This is a genomic window from Pandoraea terrigena (assembly GCF_902459705.1).
Classification (GTDB): domain Bacteria; phylum Pseudomonadota; class Gammaproteobacteria; order Burkholderiales; family Burkholderiaceae; genus Pandoraea; species Pandoraea terrigena.
This window is the reverse complement of record NZ_CABPRU010000016.1, coordinates 62,587-87,438: the sequence shown is the minus strand read 5'-3', so window position 1 is coordinate 87,438 and position 24,852 is coordinate 62,587. Positions and strand designations below refer to the sequence as shown.

The following is a 24,852-nucleotide window of genomic DNA, read 5'->3' as shown; positions in this document are numbered from 1 at the left end:
ATGGGGATCAGGCTCACACAGGCGCCCGCCGAAGAGCCGGTCGCGCTCGACGATGCAAAGCTGCACTTGCGCGTCACCGATTCGTCCGAGGATACGCTGATCTCGATGCTGATCAGCGCGGCGCGGATTCACGCAGAAAACGTGTGCCGCCGCGTCTTTGTCACGCAAAAATGGGATCTGTTCCTGGACGCGTTCCCGTTTTACACCTATTACGGCGTGATTCCGGGGTACGTGCCAGTCGACCAGTTGCCGTCTGCCTGGATGACGATGCGCAACTACGCGGTGCGCTTTCGCGGCAGCAAGATCGACATTCCGTTTCCGCGCCTTCAGTCCGTTGATGCTGTGAAGTACATCGATGCGAGCGGCGTGACGCAGACAATGGACCCGTCGGCATACGTGGTCGACACGATCAGCGAGCCAGGCGTCTTGACGCCCAAGACCGGCACTTATTGGCCAGACACCGAAAACACGACGAACGCGGTTCAGATCAGCTTCACCGCTGGGTACGGTGCGGCCGTCGATGTGCCAGCCGGCATCAAGTCGTGGATTCTGCTGCGCGTCGGCGCGCTGTACGAGAACCGCGAGGAGGTGTCAGTGGCGACGCGCGTGACGGTGCAGGAACTGCCATATGTCGACACCTTGCTCGACCCATATCGAATCATGGGTTACGCCTGATGCGCGCCGGCGAACTTCGTCACCTGTTGACGTTCCAGGCGAAATCTGCGGCGCAGGATGAACTCGGCGAGCCGATTAACGCATGGGTCGCTGTGCTTACCTGTTGGGGAAAAGTCTCGCCGATGACCGGCCGAGAACGCCTTGCGGCTCAGGCGGTCCAGTCGTCAGTGACCCATTCTGTGACTGTGCGCTACGCACCGCAGCTCGCGAACCCGAAAGACGTTGCCGCAATGCGCATCGTGTTTGGAACTCGAATCTTCGATATCCACGATTCGATCAACGAAGATGAGCGCAATCGCATGATCACGTTGATGGCGGAAGAGGGCTTGAATAATGGCTAACTCCGCAGAGGCCATCGTCTTTGCTGCACTCAAGTCTCTGGTGCCCAATAGCGACGGTACGTTTCGCGTATATCCGGACGTGGCGCCGGCTGGCGTAGCGCGCCCGTACATTACCTATCAGGCGGTCGGCGGCCCGTCGCCGAACTACCTGAATAACACCGTCGACTTACAGAACGCTCGTATGCAGGTCAACGTCTGGGCCGACTCGCGCTCGGTTGCGAACAGCATCATGCAGGCCGCGATCGCGGCTCTCGCGGGCCCAGCGATCAAGGCGACGACCATCGGCGCACCGGTGAGCACGTATGAGGCTGACACGAAGCTCTACGGCTCGCGCGAGGACTTCAGCATCTGGTTTTACCCGTAACCCCCGAATTCCCAGTTTTCCACCCTGACCCGCCCTGAGCGGGTTTTTCCATTTGTGAGGTCTGAAAATGACGTCTACCGCGATTTCCGCTAAGGGATCGACCCTCGCTGTGTCCGGCTCGGCCGGAACGGCAAAAAACATCACCGCGATTGCCCTCGGCTTTCCGACCATTCTCACTTCGGCCGCGCACGGCTTTGCCAACGGCGACATCCTGACGCTCGCGGGCCTGACCGGCGCTGATGCTGGCGTGCTTAACGGTCAAACCGTGGTCATCAAGAACATCACGGCGAACACCTTCGCGGTCGACATCGACACGACCGGCAAGACCATCACTGCGGCGGGCACTGCGACCCCTGTTACCTGGACCTCGATCGGCAACCTGACTTCGTTCAAGGGTTTCGACGGGCAGGCGAACGAGATCGACAAGACGAACCTGTCGAGCGACGCGAAGGAATTCATGCTCGGCCTGCAGGATTTCGGGCATTTCACGTTCGATGTCGATAAGGATTTCACGGATCCGGGCCAACTCGCCTGCGACGCGGCGAAGCGCGCGGGCTCGCTGAAGCAATTCAAGCTCACGCTGCCGAATTCGAAGACGGCGACGTTCAGCGGGTACGTGAAGAACAGCCCCCTCGACGGCAGCGTCGATCAGATCCTGAAGACGACCGGCGTTTCGATCCGAATCACGGGCGACGTGGTCTACGCGTAAAGCGCGATCGAAGTCCATCACACACCAAATCACACGGGATAGAACGTGCAAATTCTCAGCAAAGAAGCCAAATCCGCCATCCTCGGAGCCCTCCACCTGAAGACGGAGCTAGTCGACGTGCCAGAGTGGGGCGATGGTGTCGCGGTGCTCGTATCGGAAATGTCAGGCACGGCGCGTGACGCCTTCTACTCAGCCCGCGAAGGCGTGCCCAAGCAGAGCATCAGTGAGTCGCAGGCCAAGCTGTTGTTGGCGACGGTGGTTGATGAGTCGGGCGCTCCGGTGTTCGACGAAGGCGATATCGAAGGTCTTCGAGCGCAGAGCAGCGTGGCATTGGACCGCATTGCAGGGGTCGCCATGCGCTTGAACGGCATGGGGCCGGCGGCTGTGGAGGAGGCTGCAAAAAACTCCGCAGCCGGCCAGAAGAGCGATTCTGGTACCGGCTCAGCATCGACTTCGGAATCCCCGTCCGCGAGCTAAAGGAGCGTATCACCAGCGCGGAGTTCGTCGACTACATGGCTTCCTACCAGCTGGACCAGCGTGGAAGCCATTATGACGATCTGCGTGCAGGCGCGATCGCTTCCGTTGTGGCGAACGTAAATAGGGACACGAAGGTGCGAAGGGAACCATTCGGTGCGCTGGATTTCATGCATTGGAACGAATATCACCGTGTCGCGGTGGAGAAGTCAAAGCCGGTGCTGCTTGATGATCCCGATGCTCAATCCAACTTACTGCTCTCGATGATGTTCCCGAATCGAAATGGCTAAGTCATTCAGCATCCAGAACCCGGAAGCGTTGGCCGACGCGATTCGGTCGCTCGATGATGTTGCCAGTGAGTCAGTGCTGAGGCAGGCAGCAGTCGCGGGTGCGCGTGAGGTGTTTTCTGAGGTCAGGTTGCGCGCTCCAGTCGACCTCGGGATATACGAGGGAAAGCAAGGAATGCATCCGTCGGGCTTCCTACGCGACAACATCCTGATCGCCTACGACAAAGAACAGTCCGTTGAGGGACGGATTGCGTCTTACCTCGTGACGTGGAGCAAGGATGCGTTCTACGGGCGATTTCTCGAATATGGGACTTCGAAGATGGCGGCTCGCCCCTTTCTGCGCCCCGCCTACGAAGCTACGAAGACCGCAGCGGCTGCTGCTGTAGATGCTGTGATCCAGGCCAAAGTGAAGGAATTGACCAGTGGCAAATGAGACCGTTGTTCGCGTCACTGCAGACGCTACCGGGTATGCCTCCGCACTTGAGAAGGCTCAGCGCAGCAACCAGGCGTTCCTCTCGTCCGTTGAGGCAGCTGCTGCACGGACAAAGGCGGCTCAAGACGCTATTTCTGAAGCTGCGGAGAACGGCAGTAACGCATCTAGTCGCAGCATCAATGCATTCATCCAGTCGCTCTCGAGGCAGGCTGATGCAGTAGGGAAAGCACGATCCGATTTGCTTCAGCTTCAGGCGGCTCAGATGGGCGTGGCTTCGTCTGCACAGCCCTTTATCGACAAGATCAAGGCTGCCGAAGAAGCAATGACGAAGGGCGGTCACGCCGCCGAAGGACTGAACTTCTCGACGGCTGCCGCGCGCCGAGAACTTCTGGTGCTGGTGCATGAAGCATCCCAAGGAAATTGGACCAAGTTTGGTGGATCGATCATGGTTCTTGGCGAGCGCATTGATGCCATGTCCCTGATCTTTAGTCGCACCGGTATGGCGATTGGTGGGGTTGGTGCGGTTATCGCGGCTGTTGGATATGAGGCCTACAAGGGATATGTCGAGGCTGACCGCTTGAACAAAGCGATTGAACTTACGGGAAATTTCGCCGGAACGACTCGCACGCAACTGGATAGCATGGCGGCGTCCATTGGCGCTTCTCATAACGAGATAACTAGGGCGAACGATGTGCTGACGGGCTTCGTCGAGAGCGGCCGCGTTGCGAGCGGCGTATTGCAGGACTTCGGTGCGGCAACGCTGGACGTAGCTCGTCGCAGTGGGCAGGATGCTGACAAGGTTGTCGCGGACTTCGTCAAGATGACGGAAGGGGTAACAAAGTGGGCTGAAGAGCACAACAAACAATACCACTTCCTCACAGAAGCCGAATATGAGCATATCAAGCGACTTGAGGAAGAGGGGCGCGCCGTTGATGCACAGAAAGCTACATTAAAAGCTCTCAGCGACTTCATGGGGGGCGAAGCCACAACCAACATCGGTATCATCGCCACTTCGATGAAGGGCTGGAAGGATGTCATCGAAGATACAACGCGCGCGTTGATGGACTTAGGAAAAGCGTCGACGGAATCTGACAAGATGCAGTCCATTTACGCCAACCTGACTGAACAACAGAAGCGGCTGGATACGGCTCACTCGTTAGGGCTTGACACATCCAAGCTTGAGGCCGCGATCAGCGCGAATCGAGATCTGCTTGCAAAATATAACCAGCAGATCCTGGATGATCAAGCAATAGCTGACAAGAAATCCAAGGATGCTCAGATCCAACAAGCCGGGATTGCAGCGAAAGACTGGATTGATAAGGAGCGCGAGAAGTACGACAAGGTATATGCAAAGCAAAAGGAATTAGCAGAGGCGAAGCGAAACTATGATCAACTGATTGCCGCCAATCCTAATGCCGCCGATGCGAAGGATGTCTACGACGGCATCGTTGCCGGAATCAACGACAAGTACAAGGACAATGCGCCGAAGCACGAAAAGGCGTACACCGATGACGCTGCGACGCGATTCCTGCAGCAGCTTCGAGATCAGGATGCCGCGCTGCAGGCTCAGCTCTCGACCACCGGCAGGATGTCGGAGGCGGAAAAAGAGCTTGTGAAGTTCGATCAGCAGATCAGCGACTGGAAGGGCAAGACCCTCACAGCAGATCAGAAAAGCCTCCTCTCGCGTCAAGATGAACTGCGAGCGCAACTTCAGGTGAACGTTGCCCATGCAAAAGCAGTTGAACAGCAGGAAGCCATCAACAAGCTTAAGGAGCGCTCCGCTCAGATCGACGCATCGATCGCGAGTTATCAGGATAAGCAGCGCGACCAGTACGGCCGTCAACTCGAAGCCTTCGGTATGGGCTCTGAAGCGCTGAAGAATGTTCAGGCCGTCAAATCGATCTATGCCGAGTATCAGCGGCTGCAGGAGCAACTCGACAAGGCGACACCGAAGAACCTGATCGGTGGGGCTGATTACGCGAAGGCGTCAGCCGATATTAAGGCTGGCCTCGATCAGTCTCTTGCCGATTACGATGCCTACTATGCGGCACTGAAGGAGAAGCAGGCCGACTGGACGTATGGCGCGACCGAAGCCATCGCGAATTATGTGGACGCGGCTCACAATATGGCGGCCCAGACGCAGGCGGCGGTCACGAACATGGGGAAGGGCATGGAGGATGCAATCACAACCTTCGTGACTACTGGGAAACTCAGTTTTTCGAGCCTCGCCGACAGCATCATCTCGGACATCGTTCGGATGCAGGCGCGCGCGGCAGTGTCAGGGTTGTTCAGTTCCATCAGCGGGTGGATCGGGAGTGCCATTGGTGGTGGGATCGGTGGAGACGTTACCGGCAGTTTTGGGTCGCTCGCGTCGACGTCGGCAGCATCATCCGCGGCGTCGGATGTGATGGGGGCCAGTTACTCGTCGGCCGTCACTGGGCCGTCGTCGCTCATATCGTCATATGCGAGCCTGCCGCAACGTGCCAGCGGTGGTCCCGTGGCGGATGGATCATCCTACCTTGTTGGCGAGCACGGCCCTGAGATGTTCGTCCCTAGTCAGGCAGGGTCGATCGTTGCGAATAAGGCTTTGGGCGGATCTGGTCCATCAAGCATCCGCGTGGAGCTGGTCAACGAAGGCTCGCAGCAATCGCAGGTTAAGAGTGCGACGCCGCAATTTGACGCAACTGGCATGGTGCTGAAGATCATCCTTACGGATCTGCAGAAGGGTGGTCCAGTGCGCTCTGCAATCCAGAATCTGCCGAAGCCATGACCACGCCCACCTTTCCGTCATACATGCCGGCCCCGATGATCGCTGGATTCGCACAGTCCCCGGATTTTGGGATGCTGGTCACGCAGATGGACTCCGGGCCAGATAAGCAGCGGCCACGCAATTCGGTCGCGATCATCCAGCGGACCTTGCAGTTTTTGGTTGAGAGTTTGGCAAACCGTAATGCATTCGAGGTGTGGGTGCGCGATAGCCTGGCCGGCGGCTCGCTCTGGTTCAATTGGCCTGACCCGTTGAGTGGCACAACAAAGTTGGCGCGGATCGTCGGCGGCAAGGTGGATTACGCGCCCAGCGATTCGGTCAATGCCTGGGCAGTGAAATTCACTTTGGAGACGTACGGCTGATGGCGCGCACGTACACGCCCCAATACCGGCAAACGATCAATGCACTATCTGCGCCAGAGTCGCGCCTTCTGCTGTTGCAAATTGACCATCCGGCATTAAGCGCGCCGATTCGCGTCGTGAATGATACGCAAGACGTAACCAGCAACGGCAACCTGTATCAGGCGCTGGCATTCAGTTGCTCTGTGCCAGACGATCAGCAGGGGCAGCTTCCGCAGGCACATCTTGAGGTGGACAACGTTGGGCGCGACCTGACCCAATGGCTTGAAGTCAGCCAGGGTGGCTTGGGCGCCACGGCGACGCTTTTGGAGATTCTGCGCAGCGTCCCCGACTTGGTCGAGTGGAGCATCACCATGGACATGACGGGCATGAGCATCACTCCGCAGAAGGTGACGGCATTGCTCAGCTTCCTCGATACGCTGAACCAACAGGCTGTCGCTGTGCAGTACAGGCCTGACACCGCGCCGGGGTTGTTCTGATGGCGGCGCATTGGAGCGATGCCTACATGTTTCGCCCATATGTGGTGAATGGGTTTGATTGTGGGGATCTTGCGCGCCTTGTTCTCAAGGAAGTTTTTAGCCGAGACGTGGCAATTCCGTCGGCTCGTGGAGGCGGGCCGTTTTCGGATTCCGCGCTCGTCGAGCGCTGCTGCGAAGAGATCGGGATGAGGACTGATTCGCCGACAGACGGGGATGCTGTCGTCATGATCGCGCGCGGGCGACTCGCGCATGTGGGCGTCTACTACGAGCAAAACGGCGTGCCATGGGTGCTGCACAACTCACGTGAATCAATGCAGGTAGTGCGTCACCGGGTACGCGATCTCGCGGGGAGCGGCTTCAAATTGGACGGATTCTACAAATGGAAGTGATCGATCAGCAGGCGCCGGCATTTGTTCACATGCCGCACCCACTGACTTCCGACGGTCGCGCTACCTACTACGCTGGTTTCTTGGCCGACGAGACGCTCGGTGACTACCTGCAGCGCCATGGGGTGATGCTTCCGCTCGGTGCCGTGTCGTTGTGGTGTAACGGTATCCCGGTGCCTTCCGCTAACTGGGAGCAATTGATTCCCTACCCGGGGGACAAGATCGTCATTCGGACCGCGCTTGAGGGCGGCGGCGGTGGTGTTGGAAAGGTGTTGCGAACCGTGGCTATGGTCGCAGTGGCCATAGCCGCGCCGGAACTCGGAATGATGGCCGTGTCGACCTTTGGCGGTATCGGGCTCGCATCGACTATCGGCGCCACCGGCATTTTGATTGCCAACGGCATAGCCGCGGCGGCGATAATGATCGGCGGGTCGATGCTCGTCAATGCGCTACTTCCTCCCCCCAAGGCATCGCTCAGCGCATCAACCGGCTACCAGACCAACAGCCAGACGCCGACTTACGCGTTGAATGGTGGACAGAACAGTGCTCGCTTATATGAGCCGATGTTGCTGTGCATCGGCTACAACAAGGTCATCCCGGATCAGGCCAGTACGCCCTATACCGAATTTTCCGGGCAGGACCAGTACCTTTATCAGGCATTCAATTTCGGGTTGTCGGACATCACCCTGACCGACTTCATGATAGGCGACACGCCTATCGCGAGCTATGCGGACGTGACAGTCCAGGTCAGTGGGGCAGATGGCAAACTGCCGATGATCGCCGGTAACGTAGACAGCCTGAGCGTGCAGGATTTGAGTTCTTCGGCCGGATGGGTTCAGCGAACAACCTCTGTCGATACGGTATCTATCGCGATCGACATCGTGACAACGCTGTTTTACGTCAATGACCAAGGCGGCATTGACCCGCGCGCGGTAACGTTTCAGATGCAATACTGTCCGACGGGGACAGCGGCCTGGACAGATTTTGCCGGCGGCACAGTATCTGTCTCGGGCTCCTCGCAGACGCCATTGCGAAACACATACAGGATGGATGTGGCGCAGGGGCAGTACGACGTGCGGGTGATAAAGCTGACGGGCGATATTGCAAGCACGCGGGAGTCTAACGCGGTGTCGTGGTCGCAGATGCGCAGCTATCAGGTCGATTCGACTGACTACACCGGGCAGACTCGCGTTGGCGTACGAATCCGCGCCTCGTCGCAGCTCAATGGAACCATCAGCACGTTTTCCGCCAAGGCACAGGCAGTTTGCCCTGTATGGAATGGCGCGGCCTGGGTGACGCAGGCGACGAGCAACCCGGCGTGGTGGTGCCTTTGGTGGGCCCGCGGAAAGTTCATCAACGGGCGCAGGGTGTATGGGGCCGGGCTGCCAGATAGCCGTATCGACATTGAAGGGCTGAAAGCGTTCGGCGCCTACTGCGATGCCAACGGCTTGACGTGCAACTTCGTACAGGGTGCAGCGACCAGCATCGGAACCATGATGGATCAAATTGCGCTCAACGGAGATGGATCCGCGACATGGTTGACCGGAAAGCTGGGCGTCGTATGGGATGCGCCGAATCAGCCGCCGATCATGCAGTTTGGCCCGTTCAACATCAAGCGGGATTCATTCCAGGTCGAGTACAACACGCAGAATCTGGCAGACGAGATCATCGTCAACTTCACCAACCCGGCGAAGGACTGGGCGACTGATCAGGTGCGGGCGAAAGCCCCGAACGTGACCGCTCCGAACAATCCGGTGACACTGGATTTCACCGGCTGCACGAGCGCAGCGCTGGCAGGACGAAAAGCCAACCTGATGGCAGCGGCGCAGTACTACCACCGCCGCAAGATGACTTGGGTTTCGGATCTGGAAGGTTTCGTTGCGCAGCGTGGCGATGTGGTGGTTTTGTCGCACGATATGACGACGTGGAGCTACGCGGGTCGAATGACCGGTGGTGACCGCAACACGCTGCGTCTTGATCGGTCGGTGCCGTTGTCGGCCACGCCGGGGTATGTTGGCATTCGGTTTCCTGACGGCACGTATCAGGTTTTCGGAGTCCAGGGGGGCGCAGGCTCGGTGGATTCACTCACCCTCACGGCTGCGATCCCTTCCGGATTGCCAGTGCCGGACGAAAATCCGGACATGCTCCCATATGACTGGGCGTTTTTCTATGACCCGCTCGCCACGCCTGGCAAGCTCGTCAAGATCACGGCTGTTATTCCGCAGGCGGGCGGCGACGAAGTGCAGATCATCGCGACTGACGAGGAACCGCTGTATTACGCCGCGGCGTCTGGTGTGTATGACTACATGCCGCCGCGCCAATATAGCCATCTCAGCGGCGACGTTCTGTCCATTGCATTCAAAGAAATGCTACTTGATGGGGCAACTGGTCGCAGCCGAGTTACCGTATCGTGGGCAACTGGCGCTCCCACAGATGCCGATGTGTCGGTTTCCATCAATGGCGGCGCGTCGACGACATACAGCGCCAACGGCAATAGTCTGGACATCGACGCCTATACCAACGACGCGATCTCCGTCACGGTTCAGCCGACCACGCTGGTCAAACTGACGAGCACATCTTCGATGAGCGGGCGCTATGTCGTGCAGGGCATCCTTAGCCCTCTTCCGACTCCAGCGAACGCTTCTACCGTCTACCGAGACCAGCTCACGCATATCATTTGGAGCCCTGTGGTCGATGTGCGTGCGCTGAGCTATGAGGTACGGCTCGGCAGCACATGGCAGAGCGCAGGTGTTGTCGCTGACACCGTAGTTCCTGACATTGTGGCGTCTGGTGATGGCACTTACTGGATCGCCTCGCGCTATCAGGCCCCGAGCGGCACGGTCGTTTATTCGCCCCCCGCCTCCATTGTCGTGGCCGGCGCGTCGCTCGTACGCAATGTGCTGGTGACACATGAGGAATCCCCAGTATGGAGCGGAGTACTGAGTGGTGGTGCGGCGGTAAATTCGGGGAGTCTATTGCTGGCTGGCGTTGGAAACGTTCTCGCAGATGCCGACGTGTTGCAGGAGGTCAATATTCTTGAATATGGCGGCATTGCCGCCTCTGGCAGCTATACGCTCTCGGCAGCACACCAGGTTAATGTCGGTCGTGTTGCGCCATGTCAACTGATTGTGAAGTCGTCAGTGCATGGCATCAGGTCAACCGATAACGTCCTCACGGCGACAAGCATTTTTGATAATCAGGACGTGCTAGGCGAGGCCCTTGGCGCTGCAGTATCTGCCAAGCCGCAAATCGCAGTTGCCCAGGCCGATGGGGTGTTCGGCGCGTGGCAGGATTTCCAGCCTGGCATCTACAGCGGGCAGTTTTTTACGGCGCGCATGTTGCTTACTTCGATCGACGTGACGATCAAGCCTGTTGTCGATCAGTTCAGTTTCACCGTTGATATGCCTGACCGGATCGATACAGGAACCAACGTACAGGCCCTCTCTGCCGGGATCGATGTAACCTTCGCCTCCGCGTTCAATGCGGGCCCAAATGCTGAGACGCAGCCACATGTGCAGATCACGCTGCTGAATGCGCAGCCCGGCGACGTGGTGGTTCTTAGCGGCGTCACGCTGGCTGGATTCCATGTGCAAGTATTGAATGGATCAACGCCGGTCACTCGATTTATAAACTGGTCAGCTCAGGGATACTAGTTGAGCACATCCGCACGCAAGACCGCCTCGGCGGTCTTTTTTTTGGGGAAAGCATGTCACAAGATAGTTTGATTATTCCGACAACTGGAACACTGTCGGGTCTATCCCTAGTCCAGGATTTGAATGCCGCGTTGGCCAACCTTGCAAGTTGCGCATCGGGAGCGACAGATCCAAGCTCGCTTCCCGGGGGAGTGCAGCCATTTTCTCTTTGGCTTGATTCGTCGGTCGTTCCGCCCGTGCTACGCCAACGCAATGCTGGCAACACCGCATGGGATGGCCTATCAGTCACGGCGGCAACCAAACCGGAGCATGCAATCAGTATGGGGCAGGCGGACGTAGCGTACGCTCCATACTCCAGCGCGTCGGGTAAGAACCGCCTGCTCAACGGTGCGATGTATTTGGATCAGGAGAACGCTGGCGCGACGGTTACCTTCACCGCGGGCGCGCCGATCCGCTACTGTCTAGATCAATGGTATGCATCGTGCACGGGTGCAAATATCACGGGCAGTCGCGTTTCAGCGGCTAGCGGAGATTACAAATTCACGGGGGCTGCCGGCAACACCGGTACGCTTTTCGGCCAGCGGATTGAATCTACATCCGTTGCGGATCTAGCCGGCGAAGTCGTATCGGGGCAGATCAAGGCGTCCAGTTCGTCGGTCACATCGATGACGTGGAATGCTTACTCGGCTAACGCGCCTGACAATTTTTCGGCAAAAGCGCTCATCGCCTCCGGCACGCTGGCGATCGATTCGACGGCCACTGTTTATCCATTCTCTTTCAACGCTGGCAGCAATGCCGCAAACGGGATCGCCGTCGAGTTTGTAACCGGTCCTCTTTTGGCGGGGCAGACGCTTACATACGGATCTGCCCAGTTCGAATTTGGAACTTCCGCGACATCATTCGAGCGTCGGAATCCAGCGCTTGAGCTCGTTGCTTGCGAGCGATATTTTCAATACGTTGTCGCCGGCGGTTACACGGGGCCGACAGACTCAATTTCGGTGTATGGCACGGCCACGCAGTTTCGCGTCAGACCACGTGCCGCGCCGACGATTACCTACGTTTCAGATCTCCCGGTGAGTTCGGGCTTCATCGGAACGGCGCCTACCGTTGACTCCATTTCGGTATATGGATTTCGCGCTTATAAACAATCGAATGCGACCCCATCGCAGTGGGGGTGCGTAATGTCAGCTAACGCGAGGTTGTGAACATGCTTGGATATCAATTGACGAATGCGGACGTTGTCGTTCGTTCAGATGGCGCGACGATCCCGAAGTACGAGGAGAACGCAGATTATCGGGACTATCTCGACTGGTTGAATGCTGGGAACGTGGCAACCCCTGCCGATCCCGGGAAGTCTGTGCCATAGCCAACTTTATGGCGGGCGACTTCCAGTGTCTTCGTCTTTCTTGAGACAACATTGCCTTGATTCGATGCCGCCAGTGCTGGCGGGGGCCGGGAAAGCGGTGCTTGATCGGCTCATGCCGCCGATCATCTAAATAGCTGAAAGAGCGACATTTGCCGCAGTCGCCTGTGAGCAGATGTGACAGAACATCCAAGCCGCCTTCTGGCGGCTTTTTCATTTCCGGGGAACCATGGATCAGGAACGGATCATGGAAATGTCCGAGAGCGATTTCAGGGCCTTCGTGAGCCAGCATCTCGCGGCGATGCGGGCCGAGATGGTCGCAAACACAGAGCAGACCAAAGAGACCGGTGAGGCGCTGAAGGGCCTGATCGAGGTCTTTCAAATCATGCAAGGCGGCATCCGCTTCCTGGGTGTACTCGGGAAGATTGCCAAATTCCTGACGCCGTTCGTCGCACTCGCGGGGGCGGTGTGGGCATTGATGCATGGCAAATGGCCGGATCGACTATGAGCGACACATTCAAATTATTTATGGCGGCGCTATGAGCCCGGAAGATTTCATCTCAGCCATCGCGCCGGCGGCCCAGGCTTGCATGCGGCGCACTCAAATTCCCGCCAGCTTCACGATTGCCCAAGGCGCGTTGGAGTCGGCCTGGGGCGCGTCGCAGCTCGCGACGACGGCCTTCAACCTGTTCGGTGTCAAAGCCGATCGCGCATGGAAGGGGCCGACGGTCATTATGCCGACCATCGAGGTCATCGCCGGTAAGCGGATCACGGTGTCGGCGCAGTGGCGCCGCTACTCGGGCTGGCAGGCGTGCATCGACGATCACGCCGCGTTCCTGTTGGGCAATCCTCGCTACAAGGCGGCGTTCGCATACGCCGACGGCCCGAGCTTCGCGCGGGTGATCGCCGCGGCCGGGTATGCCACCGACCCGCAATATGCGGAGAAGCTCAACGCCGTCATCAGGGGGCGCAATCTCAGTGCGCTCGATGCGGCTTAACGACAGGCCTCGCGCGAATTATTCCAGCCGCCTTCGGGCGGTTTTTTCGTTTCTGGAGCATTGAATGAGTCGATTGAGCAACATCCTACGAGGGTCCGAAGGTAACGGACTGTCGTTTTGGTGCCCAGGCTGTGGCCATCCGCACCGAATCCAGCACGGTGCCGGGAAGGGTCCGCGGTGGAACTGGAACGGAAACGTCGAGCGCCCCACGTTCACGCCCAGCGTTCTGGTCACGTGGAACGAGCCGAGCGACAACCCGAGTGAGTTCGAAGATCAGACGAAGGATGTCGGGAAGGCGTGCCATTCGTTCGTCACGGATGGCCACATCCAGTTTCTGAGCGATTGCACCCACGCGCTGGCTGGACAAACTGTCGCGCTCCCACCGTTTCCTGCTGGATGGGGGGAGTGACGCTCATGTCAGATGTAACCCAAACCCACGAAGAGAAAGAAACCCTGACCGTCGACGTGCTGCTGCCTGGTCACGATCCGCGCACGACCACTGCGTTATTCACTCGCACGCGTAAGACGCTGATCGAGCGAGAGGGCGGCCGGTGCTTCGTCTGCGGCGGCACCGAGCAGGACAGCGGCCACCCGCTCGAGGCGCATCACCATCCGATCGAGCGCAGCACCGCGAACATGATCGACTGGTCACGCCTCGCAGAAGACTGCCGCGTTGGCATCTGGGGTGAGAAGGCGAAGGCGTTCGACTGGGATGCGTTCCTTGGCGCTCAACCGTTCGACCCGTACCGGTTCGTGGACGACATGACCGTCAACGGAATGTTGCTCTGCAAGGAGCACCACATCGGCAAGGGGGAGGGCATCCACATGCTGCCGCTCCCGCTGCTGATCGCACAGAAGTATGCGATCGAGGGCTACCGCTTTACGCCGACCGAGATCATCCACCACCACGAGAAGGACACGACGAAATGAACCAGACCTCGAGCGTAGTTACCGGCGGCATCACCATCAGTGCCGCAACCCTTGAGCCGGCCGTGAGCTGGGCACTGGCCGCGATCTTTCATGCGCCGGTGCCCGACAGCGTGTCGGCCCTCGTCACGGGCGCGCTGGCCGCCGGCGCTCACCTCGCGATCAATGCCCTGAGCAAGCGCTTTGCGGGCGCTGCCGTAGTCGCCCCGCAATGATCCGCGCCGCGCTCGCGTGCGCCGCTGGCCTGGCGCTGGCGGCCTGCGCCGGCACTGCCCGGTACGAGGTGCGGCCGTTCTATGACTCGACCGGTCGCCTGATCTGCTGCGCGGCCTCTGTCTCGAGCAGCAAGGACGTAGGCGCCGTCACCGTGCGCGTCAGCAACACGCCGACGGGTTTCGCACTCGACTTCGGCGAGACCGGCGTTTCCGCCAGCGCGCCAATCGCCGCCGGCGGCGGTATCGCTTCCAGCATCTCAACCGCGGTCACCAGCGCGGCGGTCGCCGCAATCAAGCTCACCACCCCGTAAGGAATCCACCATGAAGCGTTTTGCCATTCTGGCCGCGTGCGCGGCCGTGCTTTCGTTCGTCCTCGCGGCTTGCTCGACCACTGGTCAGGCCGTGCAATCGCCCGCTGAAGTCGCCGCGCGCGTATGTCCGCCGGTCGAAGTCGCCGTCACGTCGCTGCAGCAGATCAACGGTATGAGCGAAGCCGCGCTGAAGGCGCTCGCCGACGCGCAGCCGATCGTGAACTCTGTTTGCGCTGCTGGCTCGACTGTCGATGCCGTCAACCTTCAGACGCTCGCAAGCGCGGGCCTGCCGGCGATCGTCACGGTGGTGAAGGCGTCGCCGCTTTCAGCGCAGGATCAGGATCGAGTCATCCTCGGCGTGACGACGGCGCAGATTCTGTTGACCGCAGCGATCGCGGCGTGGCCGCAGGATGTCGCAACGGTGCCGGCGGCAAAATGAGCCGGTTCCTGACGCGTCTGGTCATCGAGAACGCTACCGGCTGCGATGATGGCCGGTGGCGACTCGCCGCGGCGCTGGTGTATCAATCCGACGTTGCTGCCGACGTTTTCATCGTGCCGCGCGGGTTCGTCACAGACCTGGCGTCGGTGCCCAGACTGCCCGTGGTCTTCTGGCTGACGGGCGGCACCTCGAACGAGGCAGCCGTCGTGCACGACTGGCTGTACACGACGCAGCCGGTGCCGCGCGCAGTAGCAGACAAGGTGCTTCGCGAGGCGTCAGCGGCAACGCGCGTGCCTGCGTGGCGCCGGTGGCTGATGTATTGGGGCGTCCGGTTGGGTGGTGCATCGCATTGGTCGACGACTGCCGCAACACGCCCGCAGTGAACCAAGAAAAGATAATCAGTGCGAGCAAAAAATAAAAAAAGATCGCTTTGATTATCTTTTTCATGCGCCGCGCCAGCGCGGGGCGCTACCGGTTCGGGGCGTCCGGTATCCCCGGTAATTCCCCCCGCCGTTGTCGCTGATCGGAAAGCAGGGCCCGAAGCCATTCGAGCGCGATCAGGGTGTCGCCGACTTCTTCCCGCCATGCCTGGTGGATAACGACGTATAGCGACTCCACTTCCCTGAGCACTTTCTCTTTGCGTTGGGCTTCAAGTCGCCGGAACGCGACTTCCTCGATGGCGCGCCGCACATCAGGATCCTTATGCGTGAGCCACAGGCTGCGCAGTTGGTCGATCGTCAGATCTGACGGGCGGGGATTCAACGGCATACCACACCCCTCAGCTACGCCGCCGCGTACTCGTCGAGCACGGGGATTCGACCGTGCTCGAACAGGACCTTCGCCGATTCCATGGCGCCCGTCTCGGGGTCCAGCAGAACCTCGTAGGCTGCGACGCCGGCGTGGCGCTCGCGCATCGAGTGCGCGACACGCACGGCGCCGACGCTCGTGCTCGCCGGTCGCACTTCGACGGGAAGCAGCTCGTCGCCTTTCCCTTTGCGGAACGGGACAACGATGAAACGAATGGCGTGTGGGTCTCGCATGGTGCCCCCTCTCAGGTACGTTTGAGGGAGGTAAACTAGCATGAATCACTGTATAAAAACACAGTATAATTTTGAGTGAAATTCGCTGGTCCCGGCGAATCTGTCTGATAGGACTTCTCGCTCACACCATGACCAAACCTATCATCCCGTGGATTGGCGGTAAGCGCCGTCTGGCCGATGATCTCATTCCCCGATTCCCGCCCCATAAGACGTACGTCGAAGTGTTCGCCGGCGGCGCGGCCCTCTATTTCATGCGGCACCCCGCTCAAGTCGAAGTGATCAACGACATCAACGGGGAGCTGGTGAATCTCTATCGCGTGGTGCAAAACCACCTCGAGGAATTCGTGCGCCAATTCAAGTGGGCGCTTTCGAGTCGCGAGGTGTTCAAGTGGTTACAGGACACGCCCCCGCGAGTGCTGACGGACATTCAGCGCGCAGCTCGCTTCTACTACCTGCAGCAGAATTGTTTCGGCGGGAAGGTGGAAGGGCAGACGTTCGGAACGGCTACGACGACGCCGCCTGGACTCAACTTGCTTCGGCTTGAGGAGAACTTGTCAGCCGCGCATCTGCGCCTCTCGAGTGCATATATCGAGAACCTGGACTGGCACGCATGCATAGAGAAGTACGATCGCGAGCAGACCTTCTTCTATCTCGATCCGCCGTATTGGCAGACCGAGGGATACGGCGTTGAATTTTCGCTCGCAGAGTACGAGCGGATGGCGGCGCTCTTACGGCGCATCAGTGGGAAAGCGATCGTGAGCTTGAATGATCACCCGGATGTGCGTCGGGTATTTGCCGGTTTCGAGATTGACACGTGCGACATCAAATACACGGTCGGAGCAGATAAGCCGGTGGATCGAACCGAAGTGATCATCTACAGTTGGGATCGTCATGCGGAGCCCGCGGGGCTATTCGGTTGATGCCAGGGAATTTTTAGTTTTGCGGAATATTCCGCAATCTGTGGATAAGTGCGTTAGTAGGCACTTCGGCGGGGGGCTTGAATTTCGATGGTGCCCAGGGCCGGAATCGAACCGGCACGCCTTGCGGCGGGGGATTTTGAGTCCCCTGCGTCTACCAATTTCACCACCTGGGCGAGTGTGCGTTCACCGAACGGTGTCGCAGCGTGACTCGTTCAACGAACCCGAGGGCTCACCGGACGAAGGCGAGATTATGACCGAAATTTCTCGCGGCCACAAGCCCGCCCCGTCGGTATTCAATGCAGCTTCTGCTGGCTCTCGAGTACGCGCAGCAGCGACGACGTGTCGTCGTGCCCCCAGCCGTGCTCCATCAGTGCCGTCAACTGCCCCTTCACCAGCGACAGTGCCGGCAGCGATAGCCCGGCGTCGGCCACGGCGTCCAGGATCATCGCGAAATCCTTGTCGTGCAGGCGCGCTTCAATGCCCGCCGAAAAGTCGCGATGCGCCATCTTCGGCCCCATCATGTCGAGCATTCGACTACCGGCCAGCCCCTTCGAAATCGCCTCGATGACCTTGTCCTGATCCACGCCGTTGCGCGCCGCAAACAGCATCGCCTCCGCAATGCCCTGGATATTGATCACCTGCACGATCTGGTTGCACGCCTTCGCCACCTGGCCCGCGCCCACATCGCCCACATGCGTGATCGTCGTGCCGAGCACCGACAACAGCGGCCTGACCTTGTCGAAGACGTCGCGCGGCGCGCCAACCATGATCGACAGCGAGGCGTCGGCCGCGCGCGACGGCCCGCCGGACACGGGCGCATCCACCAGCGTGATCTCCTGACGCGCCAGGCGGGCTGCGATGCGCCGCGTCGCCTCCGCCGAAATCGTGCTGTGATCCACGCAAACCGTGCCCGGACGCGCCCCATGCACCACGCCGTCCGCCCCGAGCAGCACGGCTTCCACGTCCTGCGTGGTCGTGACGTTGGTGACGACGAAGTCGGCATCCGCGGCCGCCTGCGCGGGGGTCGCAAACCCCTTCGCGCCTTGCTCGACGAAAGGGGCCGCAGCCTCCGGCCGGCGTGCGTATACGTGCAGTCGATGTCCCGCCGCCATCAAATGACGAACCATCTGGCCGCCCATGGCGCCCAGCCCGATAAACGCGATGGTGTATGTCGTCATGCCGGGATCAATTCGAGACGTAGACGAACTTGCCGTTCTTGATCTGGCCCATCACCCCGGCGCGTTGGTCCAGCCCCACGTGATCCTTGGGGCTGAGATTCATGATGCCGTTCGGAATGGCAAGATTGTGCGTGGATTCAAGCGCATCGCGCAGCGCCGCGCGGAATGCCGGTGTGCCCGGTGCCGCCACCTTCACCGCGCGCGGCACGGCGTCGTTGAGCAGGTCCCATACACCATAGGCATCGGCAGCGAATTGCGTGACGGTGTCAGGGCCGTACTTCGCTTCATACTTCTTGGTGAACGCGAGCGCCGCCGTGCGCGCCGGATGCCCGGCCGGCAACGTCTTGGCGACGACGCCCGGCTGCGTCGGGAACAGCGTGCCTTCCACGTCCTTGCCGCCCACGCGAACGAAGTCGTACGTGGCGATGCCGTGTGTCTGGTAGATCTTCCCGGCGTACCCACGCTCCTGCAACGTGCGCTGCGGCAACGCGGCAGGGGTGCCCGACCCGGCCACCAGGATCGCGTCAGGCTTGGCCGCCATCAGCTTCAGGATCTGGCCCGTGACGCTCGTGTCCGTGCGGTTGAAGCGCTCCTGCGCCACCACTTTGAGCTTGCGCAGCTCGGCGAACTTTGTGAATTCTTTCCACCAGCTCTCGCCGTAGGCATCGGCAAAGCCGATAAAGCCCACTGTCTTGATGCCATGGTTGGCCATGTAGCGCGTCATCACGTCGGCCATTGCCGAATCGTTCGCGGCCATCTTGAAGGCCCACCGGCGCTTGGCATCCTGCGGTTCCACCGCAACCGCCGAACCGATCAGGGTGATCATCGGTGTCTCGGCCTCGGAAATCGGATCGAGCATGGCCAGCGCGCTTGGCGTGATGTTCGGGCCGACGATGACGTCGACCTTGTTTTCGCTGATGAACTTGCGCGCGTTCTTCACGGCCGTGCCCGGATCGGTGCCGTCGTCAAGAAAGAGGTAGTGCGCTTTCTGCCCACCGATATGGTCGGGCCAAAGCTGCATGGCGTTCTTGCTGGCGATACCGATGGCGGCCGCCGGGCCGGTCGACGACAGATCGATGCCGACGGTAATATCGGCGCGAGCCGCCGTTACAACACCGGCAAGGGTCATGGCAAGCAGCACGCCCGACAGGCGGATGCAGCGAAGCGGTGAGCGCATGGGATCTCCTTTTGGTCGAATCGCGTAAGCATACCGCACCGCTTCCGTTAGACCAGCGAAGAAAATTAGTGCCCGGTTCGCCAGAGGAATGCGCGCCGTATCGTGTGCCCGGCGATCGGGCCCCGGCGCGCTACGTCATCAAAGCTCGTAGCTCTCGTGTTCGCCGCGCAAGGCTTGCTCGACAAGCTTGCGGGTCAGGATCGGCGAGAGCAGCTCGACCATCGTGAACACGTAACCGCGCAAGTAGGCGCCCTGCTTAAGGGCGACGCGCGTCACGTTCGTGCCGAACAGGTGCCCCACCTGGAGCGCCCGGAGGTTGCGGTCGCGCTCGGGGTCGAACGCCACCCCCGCCAGAATCCCCACGCCAAGCCCCAATTCCACATAGGTCTTGATGACGTCGGCATCGATCGCCTCGAGCACGATGTCCGGCTGGACATGGCGCAGCGCGAAGGCCTGGTCGATCTTGGCGCGTCCGGCGAACTGGGGATCATAGGTAATCAGCGGGTACTTCGCCAGATCCTCGATACCGACGGACGGGAGCTGCAGCAGCGGGTGGTCCGGCGGCACCACGGCCACATGCTGCCACTGATAGCAGGGCAGCGACACCAGATCCTTATAGCCGGCAATCGCTTCGGTCGCGATGGCCAGGTCCGCCTGATCGTGCAGCACCATTTCGGCGATCTGCGTCGGATTGCCCTGAAGAATCGATAGCCGCACCTTCGGATACCGCTTCTTGAACTCGGCCACCGCATGCGGCAGCGAATATCGCGCCTGCGTATGCGTCGTGGCGATCACCAGGCTGCCCTGGTCCTGGGCGGCATAGTCCTTGCCGATCCGCTTGAGGCTTTCCACCTCAAGCAGGATTCGCTCGACAGACTCGAAAATGATACGCCCGGGCTCCGTCAGGTTGCGGATGCGCTTGCCATGCCTGGCAAAGATGTCCACGCCAAGCTCTTCTTCCAGCTCGATGATGGCCTTCGAAACCCCCGGCTGCGAGGTGAACAGCGCCTTGGCGGCCTCCGTCAGGTTGAAATTCTGGCGAACGGCCTCGCGCACGAAACGAAACTGGTGCAGGTTCATTTGTATAACTTTCGAAAATATACAAACAATTTTTAATTCGTTTGAAGTATATAGGGTTTTCATTACAGTGGGTGCCACTGTTTCGATAACGTTATTCCCGCCAGGCATTAAGCACCAACAGGAACGTCATACATGTCGCTGTGGCTCGAACCCCTCTCCGGATTTGGCGTCGGCCTGCTGGTCGGTCTGACCGGCGTCGGCGGGGGCTCGCTGATGACGCCGCTGCTCACGCTGGTGCTTGGCTACGCGGCCCCGGTCGCGGTTGGCACCGATCTGGCATTTGCGGCGGTAACCAAGAGCTTCGGCACGGTCGCGCATCGCTCGCACGGCCATGTGAAGTGGCACATCGTGCGCCGGCTCACGCTCGGCGCCTTGCCGGCGGCGCTGGTCACGATCGTTTTCCTGAAGCGTCTGGGGGGCATTGACGACGCGGCACTGCATGTCATCAAGCTGACGATTGCCGCCTCGGTGCTGCTCACGGTGCTCTCCTTGCTGTTCCGCGCAAAGCTGCTGGCAGCGCTGCGCACCCATCCGAACTGGCAGTTGACGGGCCGCACGCAGGCGGCGGCCACCGTGTTGGTGGGTGCCGTGGTCGGCGTGCTCGTGACGATTTCCTCGATTGGCGCGGGGGCGGTTGGCGCCACGCTGATCCTGATGCTCTATCCGCAGTTGGAACCGGCCGAAGTCGCCGGTACCGATATCGCGTACGCGGTGCCGCTGACGGCGATCGCGGCGCTGGGTCATATTTGGCTCGAGACGGTGCACTGGGCACTGCTCGGCAGTCTGTTGATCGGCTCCCTGCCGGGGATCTGGCTCGGTGCGAAGCTCACCCGCCATCTGCCCGAGCGCGTGGTGCGCGGGGCGCTGGCGGCAACGCTCACGCTCGCGGCAGTGAAGCTGGTCGGCTGACACCCCCACAGACAACAAGGAGTTCGCGACATGCGAAACGAATCCCGCTGGGAACCCGCGCAAGCCGCCACACCATCGAATGCGGCCGATGCCGAGCATCAGGATATGGCGCTGCTCGACGAGATGGAAGCCGTGCTGGCCGAGCGCCTCGCACGCATCGCGGGTTCGCATCGCAATGTGAAGTTTGCCAGCAGCCTGGCGGCCGAAGACATGCTCATTACGCACGTGATTCTGCGCCAGCAACTGCCGATCACCGTTTTCACGCTCAATACCGGGCGTTTGCACGCCGAGACGCTTGGCATGATCGACCAGATCAAGGCGCGCTATGGCTATGACGTCGCGCAGTACGCGCCGCAGGCCGATGCCGTCGAGGCCTACGTGGCCGAGCATGGCGCGAATGCATTCTACGAAAGCGTGGACCTGCGCAAGGCATGCTGCCAGATTCGCAAGGTCGAGCCCCTCGGCCGCGCGCTTGCCGACGCCGGCGCCTGGCTCACCGGCCAGCGGCGCGAGCAGTCGGTCACGCGCGGGGAACTGGCGTTCGCCGAGCACGACGACGCCCGCGGCATCGCCAAGTACAACCCGCTCTTCGACTGGACCGAAGCGCAGGTATGGGCTTACCTGACGGCACGCGACGTGCCGGTCAACCCACTGCATGCGCGCGGCTACCCGAGCATCGGCTGCGAACCGTGCACGCGCGCCATCCGCCCGGGGGAAGACAGCCGCGCCGGGCGCTGGTGGTGGGAGTCGCGCGACAGCAAGGAATGCGGGTTGCACGCGAGCAACCTGAGCCAGATCCCGGTGTCCGTGCAGCCGAGCTGAAGCCTCGGGCACGGCGCCGGCGGATCAGGCAAACGCACAAGACACATGACGATGTGACGGCCCAGGGCGGCGCATCGTGACGAATTGAATCACGGAAATCTCGGAATCATCAAGGAAGGGAACACTATGGGTGCGATGCACGAAGTCGGGCAAGCCAATGGCTCGCGTATGGATCATCTGGACTGGCTCGAAGCCGAATCGATGTACATCCTGCGCGAGGTCGTGGCGGAGTGCCGCAACCCGGCGCTGCTGTTTTCGGGCGGCAAGGATTCGGTCGTGGTGCTGCACCTGGCGCTCAAGGCCTTCGGCCTTGGTCCGAACCGCAAGACGGTGCTGCCGTTCCCGCTCGTCCATATCGACACCGGCCACAACTATCCGGAGGTGATCGAGTTCCGCGACCGTCACGCCAAGGCGCTCGGCGCCGAGCTGGTCGTGGGTCACGTGGAAGATTCGATCAAGCGCGGCACGGTTCGTCTGCGTCGCGAGAGCGATTCGCGCAACGCGGCGCAGGCTGTAACGCTGCTCGAAACCATCGCCGAACACGGCTACGACGCGATGATTGGCGGTGCACGCCGTGACGAAGAGAAGGCCCGTGCAAAAGAGCGCATCTTCTCCTTCCGTGACGAGTTCGGCCAGTGGGATCCGAAGGCACAGCGTCCGGAACTGTGGCATCTGTTCAATGCGCGCCTGCACAACGGCGAGCATTTGCGCGTGTTCCCGATCTCGAACTGGACCGAGCTGGACGTGTGGCAATACATCGCCCGCGAGAACCTGGACCTGCCGTCGATCTACTACGCCCACGAGCGCGAAATCGTGCGTCGCAACGGTTTGCTCGTGCCGGTCACGCCGCTCACGCCAAAGCAGGACGGCGAATCGGGCGAGCTGGCGTCGGTGCGTTTCCGTACCGTTGGGGACATCAGTTGCACGTGCCCGGTCGCCAGCGTAGCCGCAAGCCCGGTGGAGATCATTGCCGAGACGGCCGTGACCGACATCACCGAGCGTGGCGCCACCCGCATGGACGATCAGGCATCGGAAGCCGCGATGGAACAGCGCAAGAAGCAGGGCTATTTCTAAGCCGCCGAACCGCCACCATCCGCCCCAAATTCAGACACATCGGCCAGCCGGGCGCGCAGATTCGCCGCGCCAGGGGCCACGCAATCGAGTTGAAGAGATCATGAGCCTCACCCCGCATCAGGAAGACCTCGGCGTGCTGCGTTTCATTACGGCAGGCAGCGTCGACGACGGCAAAAGCACGTTGATCGGCCGTCTGCTGTATGACAGCAAATCGGTACTGACCGACCAGCTCTCCGCCATCGCACGCGCCAAGCACAAGCGTACCGCCGGCGAAGACATCGACTTCTCGCTGCTCACCGACGGCCTTGAAGCCGAGCGCGAGCAGGGCATCACCATCGATGTCGCCTATCGCTACTTCACGACCGCACGTCGCAAGTTCATCATCGCCGACACGCCGGGCCACGAGCAGTACACGCGCAACATGGTCACCGGCGCATCGACGGCACACGCCGCGATCATCCTGGTCGATGCCACGCGCGTGACCGAAGTCGACGGTCGCACCGAGTTGCTCGCCCAGACCAAGCGTCACAGCGCCATCGTCAAGCTGCTTGGCCTGCAGCACGTCATCGTCGCCATCAACAAGATGGACCTGATCGACTACAGCGAGACGGCATTCGACGCCATTCGCGCCGCCTATCTCGACCTGGCGCAGCGCTTGGGTCTGGAAGACGTACGCTTCGTGCCGGTCTCGGCGCTCAAGGGCGATAACATCGTGTACGCGAGCGAGCGTATGCCCTGGTATCAGGACGAACCGCTGCTCGACGTGCTCGAATCGCTGCCGGTCACGCAGTCGGGCGGCGAGCTGCGCTTCCCGGTGCAACTGGTGGCACGTCAGGACGGCGCGCATGCCGACGACTTCCGCGGTTATATGGGACGTGTGGAATCGGGCTCGCTGCGCGTCGGTCAAACGTTGCGTGTGCTGCCGGCTGGCCGCACGGCGAGCGTCGCCGAGATCGTCGGGCCGCGTGGCTTGCTCGAGGAAGCGTTCGCCGGGCAGTGCGTGACGATTCGTCTGACCGAGGACGTGGATGTGTCGCGCGGCGATACATTCGTTGCGGCGGCCTCGACGCTGGAGCCGTCGCGCAAACTGGCGGCCGACGTGTGCTGGTTCGACGAGGACGCCCTCGCGCCGCAGCGCAAGTATCTGCTCAAGCAGGCGACCAGCACGGTGTATGTGAAGGTCGGCAGCGTGGACACAGTGCTCGACGTCAGCACGCTTTCGCACGGCACGGAAAAGTCGACGCTCGCCATGAACGACATCGGCCGCGTGCAGTTGAGCTTGCAGAAGCCGGTGGCCGCCGACACGTACGACGCGAACCCGGCCACGGGCGCGTTCGTGCTGATCGACGAAGCCACGCACCACACGGTGGCAGCGGGCATGATCCGCAGCCTCGCGGCGTAAGTATGGCCTTGCCTGGCGCACGGTCCCCCGGATGGGACCGGCGCCAAACCCCACGAACCATGGCGACATC

Annotated in this window: 31 protein-coding genes and 1 tRNA gene; 26 read left to right on the top strand and 6 right to left on the bottom strand. The window is 60.7% G+C overall.

Going from position 1 to position 24,852, the window contains the following annotated elements; genetic code table 11:
• From PTE31013_RS23100 to PTE31013_RS23000, 21 genes are all read left to right on the top strand, one after another.
• Positions 1–675: a head-tail connector protein gene (locus PTE31013_RS23100; RefSeq protein WP_150614980.1), complete on the top strand. Its 675-nt coding sequence runs from the start codon at positions 1–3 to the stop codon at positions 673–675.
• Positions 675–1,016, top strand: a complete 342-nt coding sequence (locus tag PTE31013_RS23095) for a phage head closure protein (RefSeq protein WP_150614979.1) — start codon at positions 675–677, stop codon at positions 1,014–1,016. The genes PTE31013_RS23100 and PTE31013_RS23095 overlap by 1 nt, the downstream gene beginning before the upstream one ends.
• Positions 1,009–1,380, top strand: a complete 372-nt coding sequence (gene gp17 / locus PTE31013_RS23090; RefSeq protein ID WP_150614978.1) for a tail completion protein gp17 — start codon at positions 1,009–1,011, stop codon at positions 1,378–1,380. Before PTE31013_RS23095 ends, gp17 begins: the two co-directional genes overlap by 8 nt.
• Before the next feature lie 67 nt (positions 1,381–1,447).
• Positions 1,448–2,089 carry a phage tail tube protein gene (locus PTE31013_RS23085; protein WP_150614977.1) on the top strand — a complete coding sequence of 214 codons (642 nt, stop codon included), beginning with the start codon at positions 1,448–1,450 and terminating at the stop codon, positions 2,087–2,089.
• A 45-nt stretch (positions 2,090–2,134) separates the two neighbouring features.
• Entirely contained in the window at positions 2,135–2,566 is a 432-nt protein-coding gene (locus PTE31013_RS23080; RefSeq protein ID WP_174978688.1) for a hypothetical protein, read from the top strand.
• Entirely contained in the window at positions 2,536–2,853 is a 318-nt protein-coding gene (locus tag PTE31013_RS23075) for a phage tail assembly protein T (protein ID WP_425495591.1), read from the top strand. The genes PTE31013_RS23080 and PTE31013_RS23075 overlap by 31 nt, the downstream gene beginning before the upstream one ends.
• Positions 2,846–3,283 carry an HK97-gp10 family putative phage morphogenesis protein gene (locus tag PTE31013_RS23070; RefSeq protein WP_150614975.1) on the top strand — a complete coding sequence of 146 codons (438 nt, stop codon included), beginning with the start codon at positions 2,846–2,848 and terminating at the stop codon, positions 3,281–3,283. Before PTE31013_RS23075 ends, PTE31013_RS23070 begins: the two co-directional genes overlap by 8 nt.
• Entirely contained in the window at positions 3,273–6,053 is a 2,781-nt protein-coding gene (locus tag PTE31013_RS23065; protein ID WP_150614974.1) for a phage tail tape measure protein, read from the top strand. Before PTE31013_RS23070 ends, PTE31013_RS23065 begins: the two co-directional genes overlap by 11 nt.
• Complete coding sequence (locus PTE31013_RS23060) at positions 6,050–6,412, top strand: hypothetical protein (RefSeq protein ID WP_150614973.1); 363 nt, start codon at positions 6,050–6,052, stop codon at positions 6,410–6,412. Before PTE31013_RS23065 ends, PTE31013_RS23060 begins: the two co-directional genes overlap by 4 nt.
• Positions 6,412–6,888 carry a DUF1833 family protein gene (locus tag PTE31013_RS23055; protein ID WP_150614972.1) on the top strand — a complete coding sequence of 159 codons (477 nt, stop codon included), beginning with the start codon at positions 6,412–6,414 and terminating at the stop codon, positions 6,886–6,888. Before PTE31013_RS23060 ends, PTE31013_RS23055 begins: the two co-directional genes overlap by 1 nt.
• Before the next feature lie 26 nt (positions 6,889–6,914).
• Complete coding sequence (locus tag PTE31013_RS23050) at positions 6,915–7,277, top strand: NlpC/P60 family protein (RefSeq protein ID WP_174978687.1); 363 nt, start codon at positions 6,915–6,917, stop codon at positions 7,275–7,277.
• Positions 7,268–10,927 (top strand): TipJ family phage tail tip protein, encoded by a 3,660-nt coding sequence (locus PTE31013_RS23045; protein WP_150614970.1) that lies wholly within the window; start codon positions 7,268–7,270, stop codon positions 10,925–10,927. Before PTE31013_RS23050 ends, PTE31013_RS23045 begins: the two co-directional genes overlap by 10 nt.
• A gap of 53 nt (positions 10,928–10,980) precedes the next feature.
• Complete coding sequence (locus PTE31013_RS23040; RefSeq protein ID WP_150614969.1) at positions 10,981–12,132, top strand: hypothetical protein; 1,152 nt, start codon at positions 10,981–10,983, stop codon at positions 12,130–12,132.
• A 405-nt stretch (positions 12,133–12,537) separates the two neighbouring features.
• Complete coding sequence (locus PTE31013_RS23035; RefSeq protein ID WP_150614968.1) at positions 12,538–12,798, top strand: hypothetical protein; 261 nt, start codon at positions 12,538–12,540, stop codon at positions 12,796–12,798.
• A complete protein-coding gene (locus tag PTE31013_RS23030) occupies positions 12,773–13,288 on the top strand; it encodes a glycoside hydrolase family 73 protein (RefSeq protein ID WP_246174861.1) in 516 nt (171 codons plus the stop codon). The genes PTE31013_RS23035 and PTE31013_RS23030 overlap by 26 nt, the downstream gene beginning before the upstream one ends.
• A 64-nt stretch (positions 13,289–13,352) precedes the next feature.
• Positions 13,353–13,697 (top strand): ubiquitination-like system serine protease family protein, encoded by a 345-nt coding sequence (locus PTE31013_RS25215; protein WP_150614967.1) that lies wholly within the window; start codon positions 13,353–13,355, stop codon positions 13,695–13,697.
• A 5-nt stretch (positions 13,698–13,702) separates the two neighbouring features.
• Entirely contained in the window at positions 13,703–14,218 is a 516-nt protein-coding gene (locus tag PTE31013_RS23020; RefSeq protein WP_150614966.1) for a hypothetical protein, read from the top strand.
• A complete protein-coding gene (locus tag PTE31013_RS23015) occupies positions 14,215–14,430 on the top strand; it encodes a hypothetical protein (RefSeq protein WP_150614965.1) in 216 nt (71 codons plus the stop codon). The genes PTE31013_RS23020 and PTE31013_RS23015 overlap by 4 nt, the downstream gene beginning before the upstream one ends.
• Positions 14,427–14,741, top strand: a complete 315-nt coding sequence (locus tag PTE31013_RS23010) for a hypothetical protein (protein ID WP_150614964.1) — start codon at positions 14,427–14,429, stop codon at positions 14,739–14,741. The genes PTE31013_RS23015 and PTE31013_RS23010 overlap by 4 nt, the downstream gene beginning before the upstream one ends.
• Positions 14,742–14,751: 10 nt before the next feature.
• Positions 14,752–15,180, top strand: a complete 429-nt coding sequence (locus tag PTE31013_RS23005) for a hypothetical protein (protein ID WP_150614963.1) — start codon at positions 14,752–14,754, stop codon at positions 15,178–15,180.
• Positions 15,177–15,563 (top strand): DUF1353 domain-containing protein, encoded by a 387-nt coding sequence (locus tag PTE31013_RS23000; protein ID WP_150614962.1) that lies wholly within the window; start codon positions 15,177–15,179, stop codon positions 15,561–15,563. The genes PTE31013_RS23005 and PTE31013_RS23000 overlap by 4 nt, the downstream gene beginning before the upstream one ends.
• An 85-nt stretch (positions 15,564–15,648) precedes the next feature.
• Here the strand turns inward: PTE31013_RS23000 and PTE31013_RS22995 are convergent, their stop codons facing one another.
• Together PTE31013_RS22995 and PTE31013_RS22990 are read right to left on the bottom strand one after the other, a co-directional pair.
• A complete protein-coding gene (locus PTE31013_RS22995; RefSeq protein WP_150614961.1) occupies positions 15,649–15,948 on the bottom strand; it encodes a hypothetical protein in 300 nt (99 codons plus the stop codon).
• Between the two features lie 14 nt (positions 15,949–15,962).
• The gene (locus PTE31013_RS22990) at positions 15,963–16,220 is read right to left on the bottom strand and encodes a hypothetical protein (protein WP_150614960.1); all 258 of its coding nucleotides are present in this window, start codon (positions 16,218–16,220) and stop codon (positions 15,963–15,965) included.
• A 128-nt stretch (positions 16,221–16,348) separates the two neighbouring features.
• Here PTE31013_RS22990 and PTE31013_RS22985 point away from each other — a divergent pair, with 128 nt between their 5' ends.
• Entirely contained in the window at positions 16,349–17,140 is a 792-nt protein-coding gene (locus PTE31013_RS22985) for a DNA adenine methylase (RefSeq protein WP_150614959.1), read from the top strand.
• A gap of 88 nt (positions 17,141–17,228) precedes the next feature.
• Here the strand turns inward: PTE31013_RS22985 and PTE31013_RS22980 are convergent.
• The 4 genes from PTE31013_RS22980 to PTE31013_RS22965 all read right to left on the bottom strand — a co-directional run bounded on the left by PTE31013_RS22980 (position 17,229) and on the right by PTE31013_RS22965 (position 20,575).
• Positions 17,229–17,313 (bottom strand) — tRNA-Leu (locus PTE31013_RS22980).
• A 120-nt stretch (positions 17,314–17,433) separates the two neighbouring features.
• Entirely contained in the window at positions 17,434–18,318 is an 885-nt protein-coding gene (locus PTE31013_RS22975) for an NAD(P)-dependent oxidoreductase (protein WP_150614958.1), read from the bottom strand.
• Between the two features lie 7 nt (positions 18,319–18,325).
• A complete protein-coding gene (locus PTE31013_RS22970; protein WP_150614957.1) occupies positions 18,326–19,495 on the bottom strand; it encodes an ABC transporter substrate-binding protein in 1,170 nt (389 codons plus the stop codon).
• A gap of 138 nt (positions 19,496–19,633) precedes the next feature.
• The gene (locus PTE31013_RS22965; RefSeq protein WP_150614956.1) at positions 19,634–20,575 is read right to left on the bottom strand and encodes a CysB family HTH-type transcriptional regulator; all 942 of its coding nucleotides are present in this window, start codon (positions 20,573–20,575) and stop codon (positions 19,634–19,636) included.
• A 132-nt stretch (positions 20,576–20,707) separates the two neighbouring features.
• Here PTE31013_RS22965 and PTE31013_RS22960 point away from each other — a divergent pair, with 132 nt between their 5' ends.
• From PTE31013_RS22960 to PTE31013_RS22945, 4 genes are all read left to right on the top strand, one after another.
• A complete protein-coding gene (locus PTE31013_RS22960; RefSeq protein WP_150614955.1) occupies positions 20,708–21,484 on the top strand; it encodes a sulfite exporter TauE/SafE family protein in 777 nt (258 codons plus the stop codon).
• Between the two features lie 30 nt (positions 21,485–21,514).
• On the top strand, positions 21,515–22,306 hold the full coding sequence (locus PTE31013_RS22955) for a phosphoadenylyl-sulfate reductase (RefSeq protein ID WP_150614954.1): 792 nt from the start codon (positions 21,515–21,517) through the stop codon (positions 22,304–22,306).
• A 126-nt stretch (positions 22,307–22,432) separates the two neighbouring features.
• Positions 22,433–23,380, top strand: coding sequence for a sulfate adenylyltransferase subunit CysD (cysD, locus tag PTE31013_RS22950; protein ID WP_150614953.1), 948 nt, complete (start codon positions 22,433–22,435; stop codon positions 23,378–23,380).
• 100 nt (positions 23,381–23,480) lie between these two features.
• Positions 23,481–24,782: a sulfate adenylyltransferase subunit 1 gene (locus PTE31013_RS22945; RefSeq protein WP_150614952.1), complete on the top strand. Its 1,302-nt coding sequence runs from the start codon at positions 23,481–23,483 to the stop codon at positions 24,780–24,782.
• Positions 24,783–24,852: the final 70 nt, after the last annotated feature.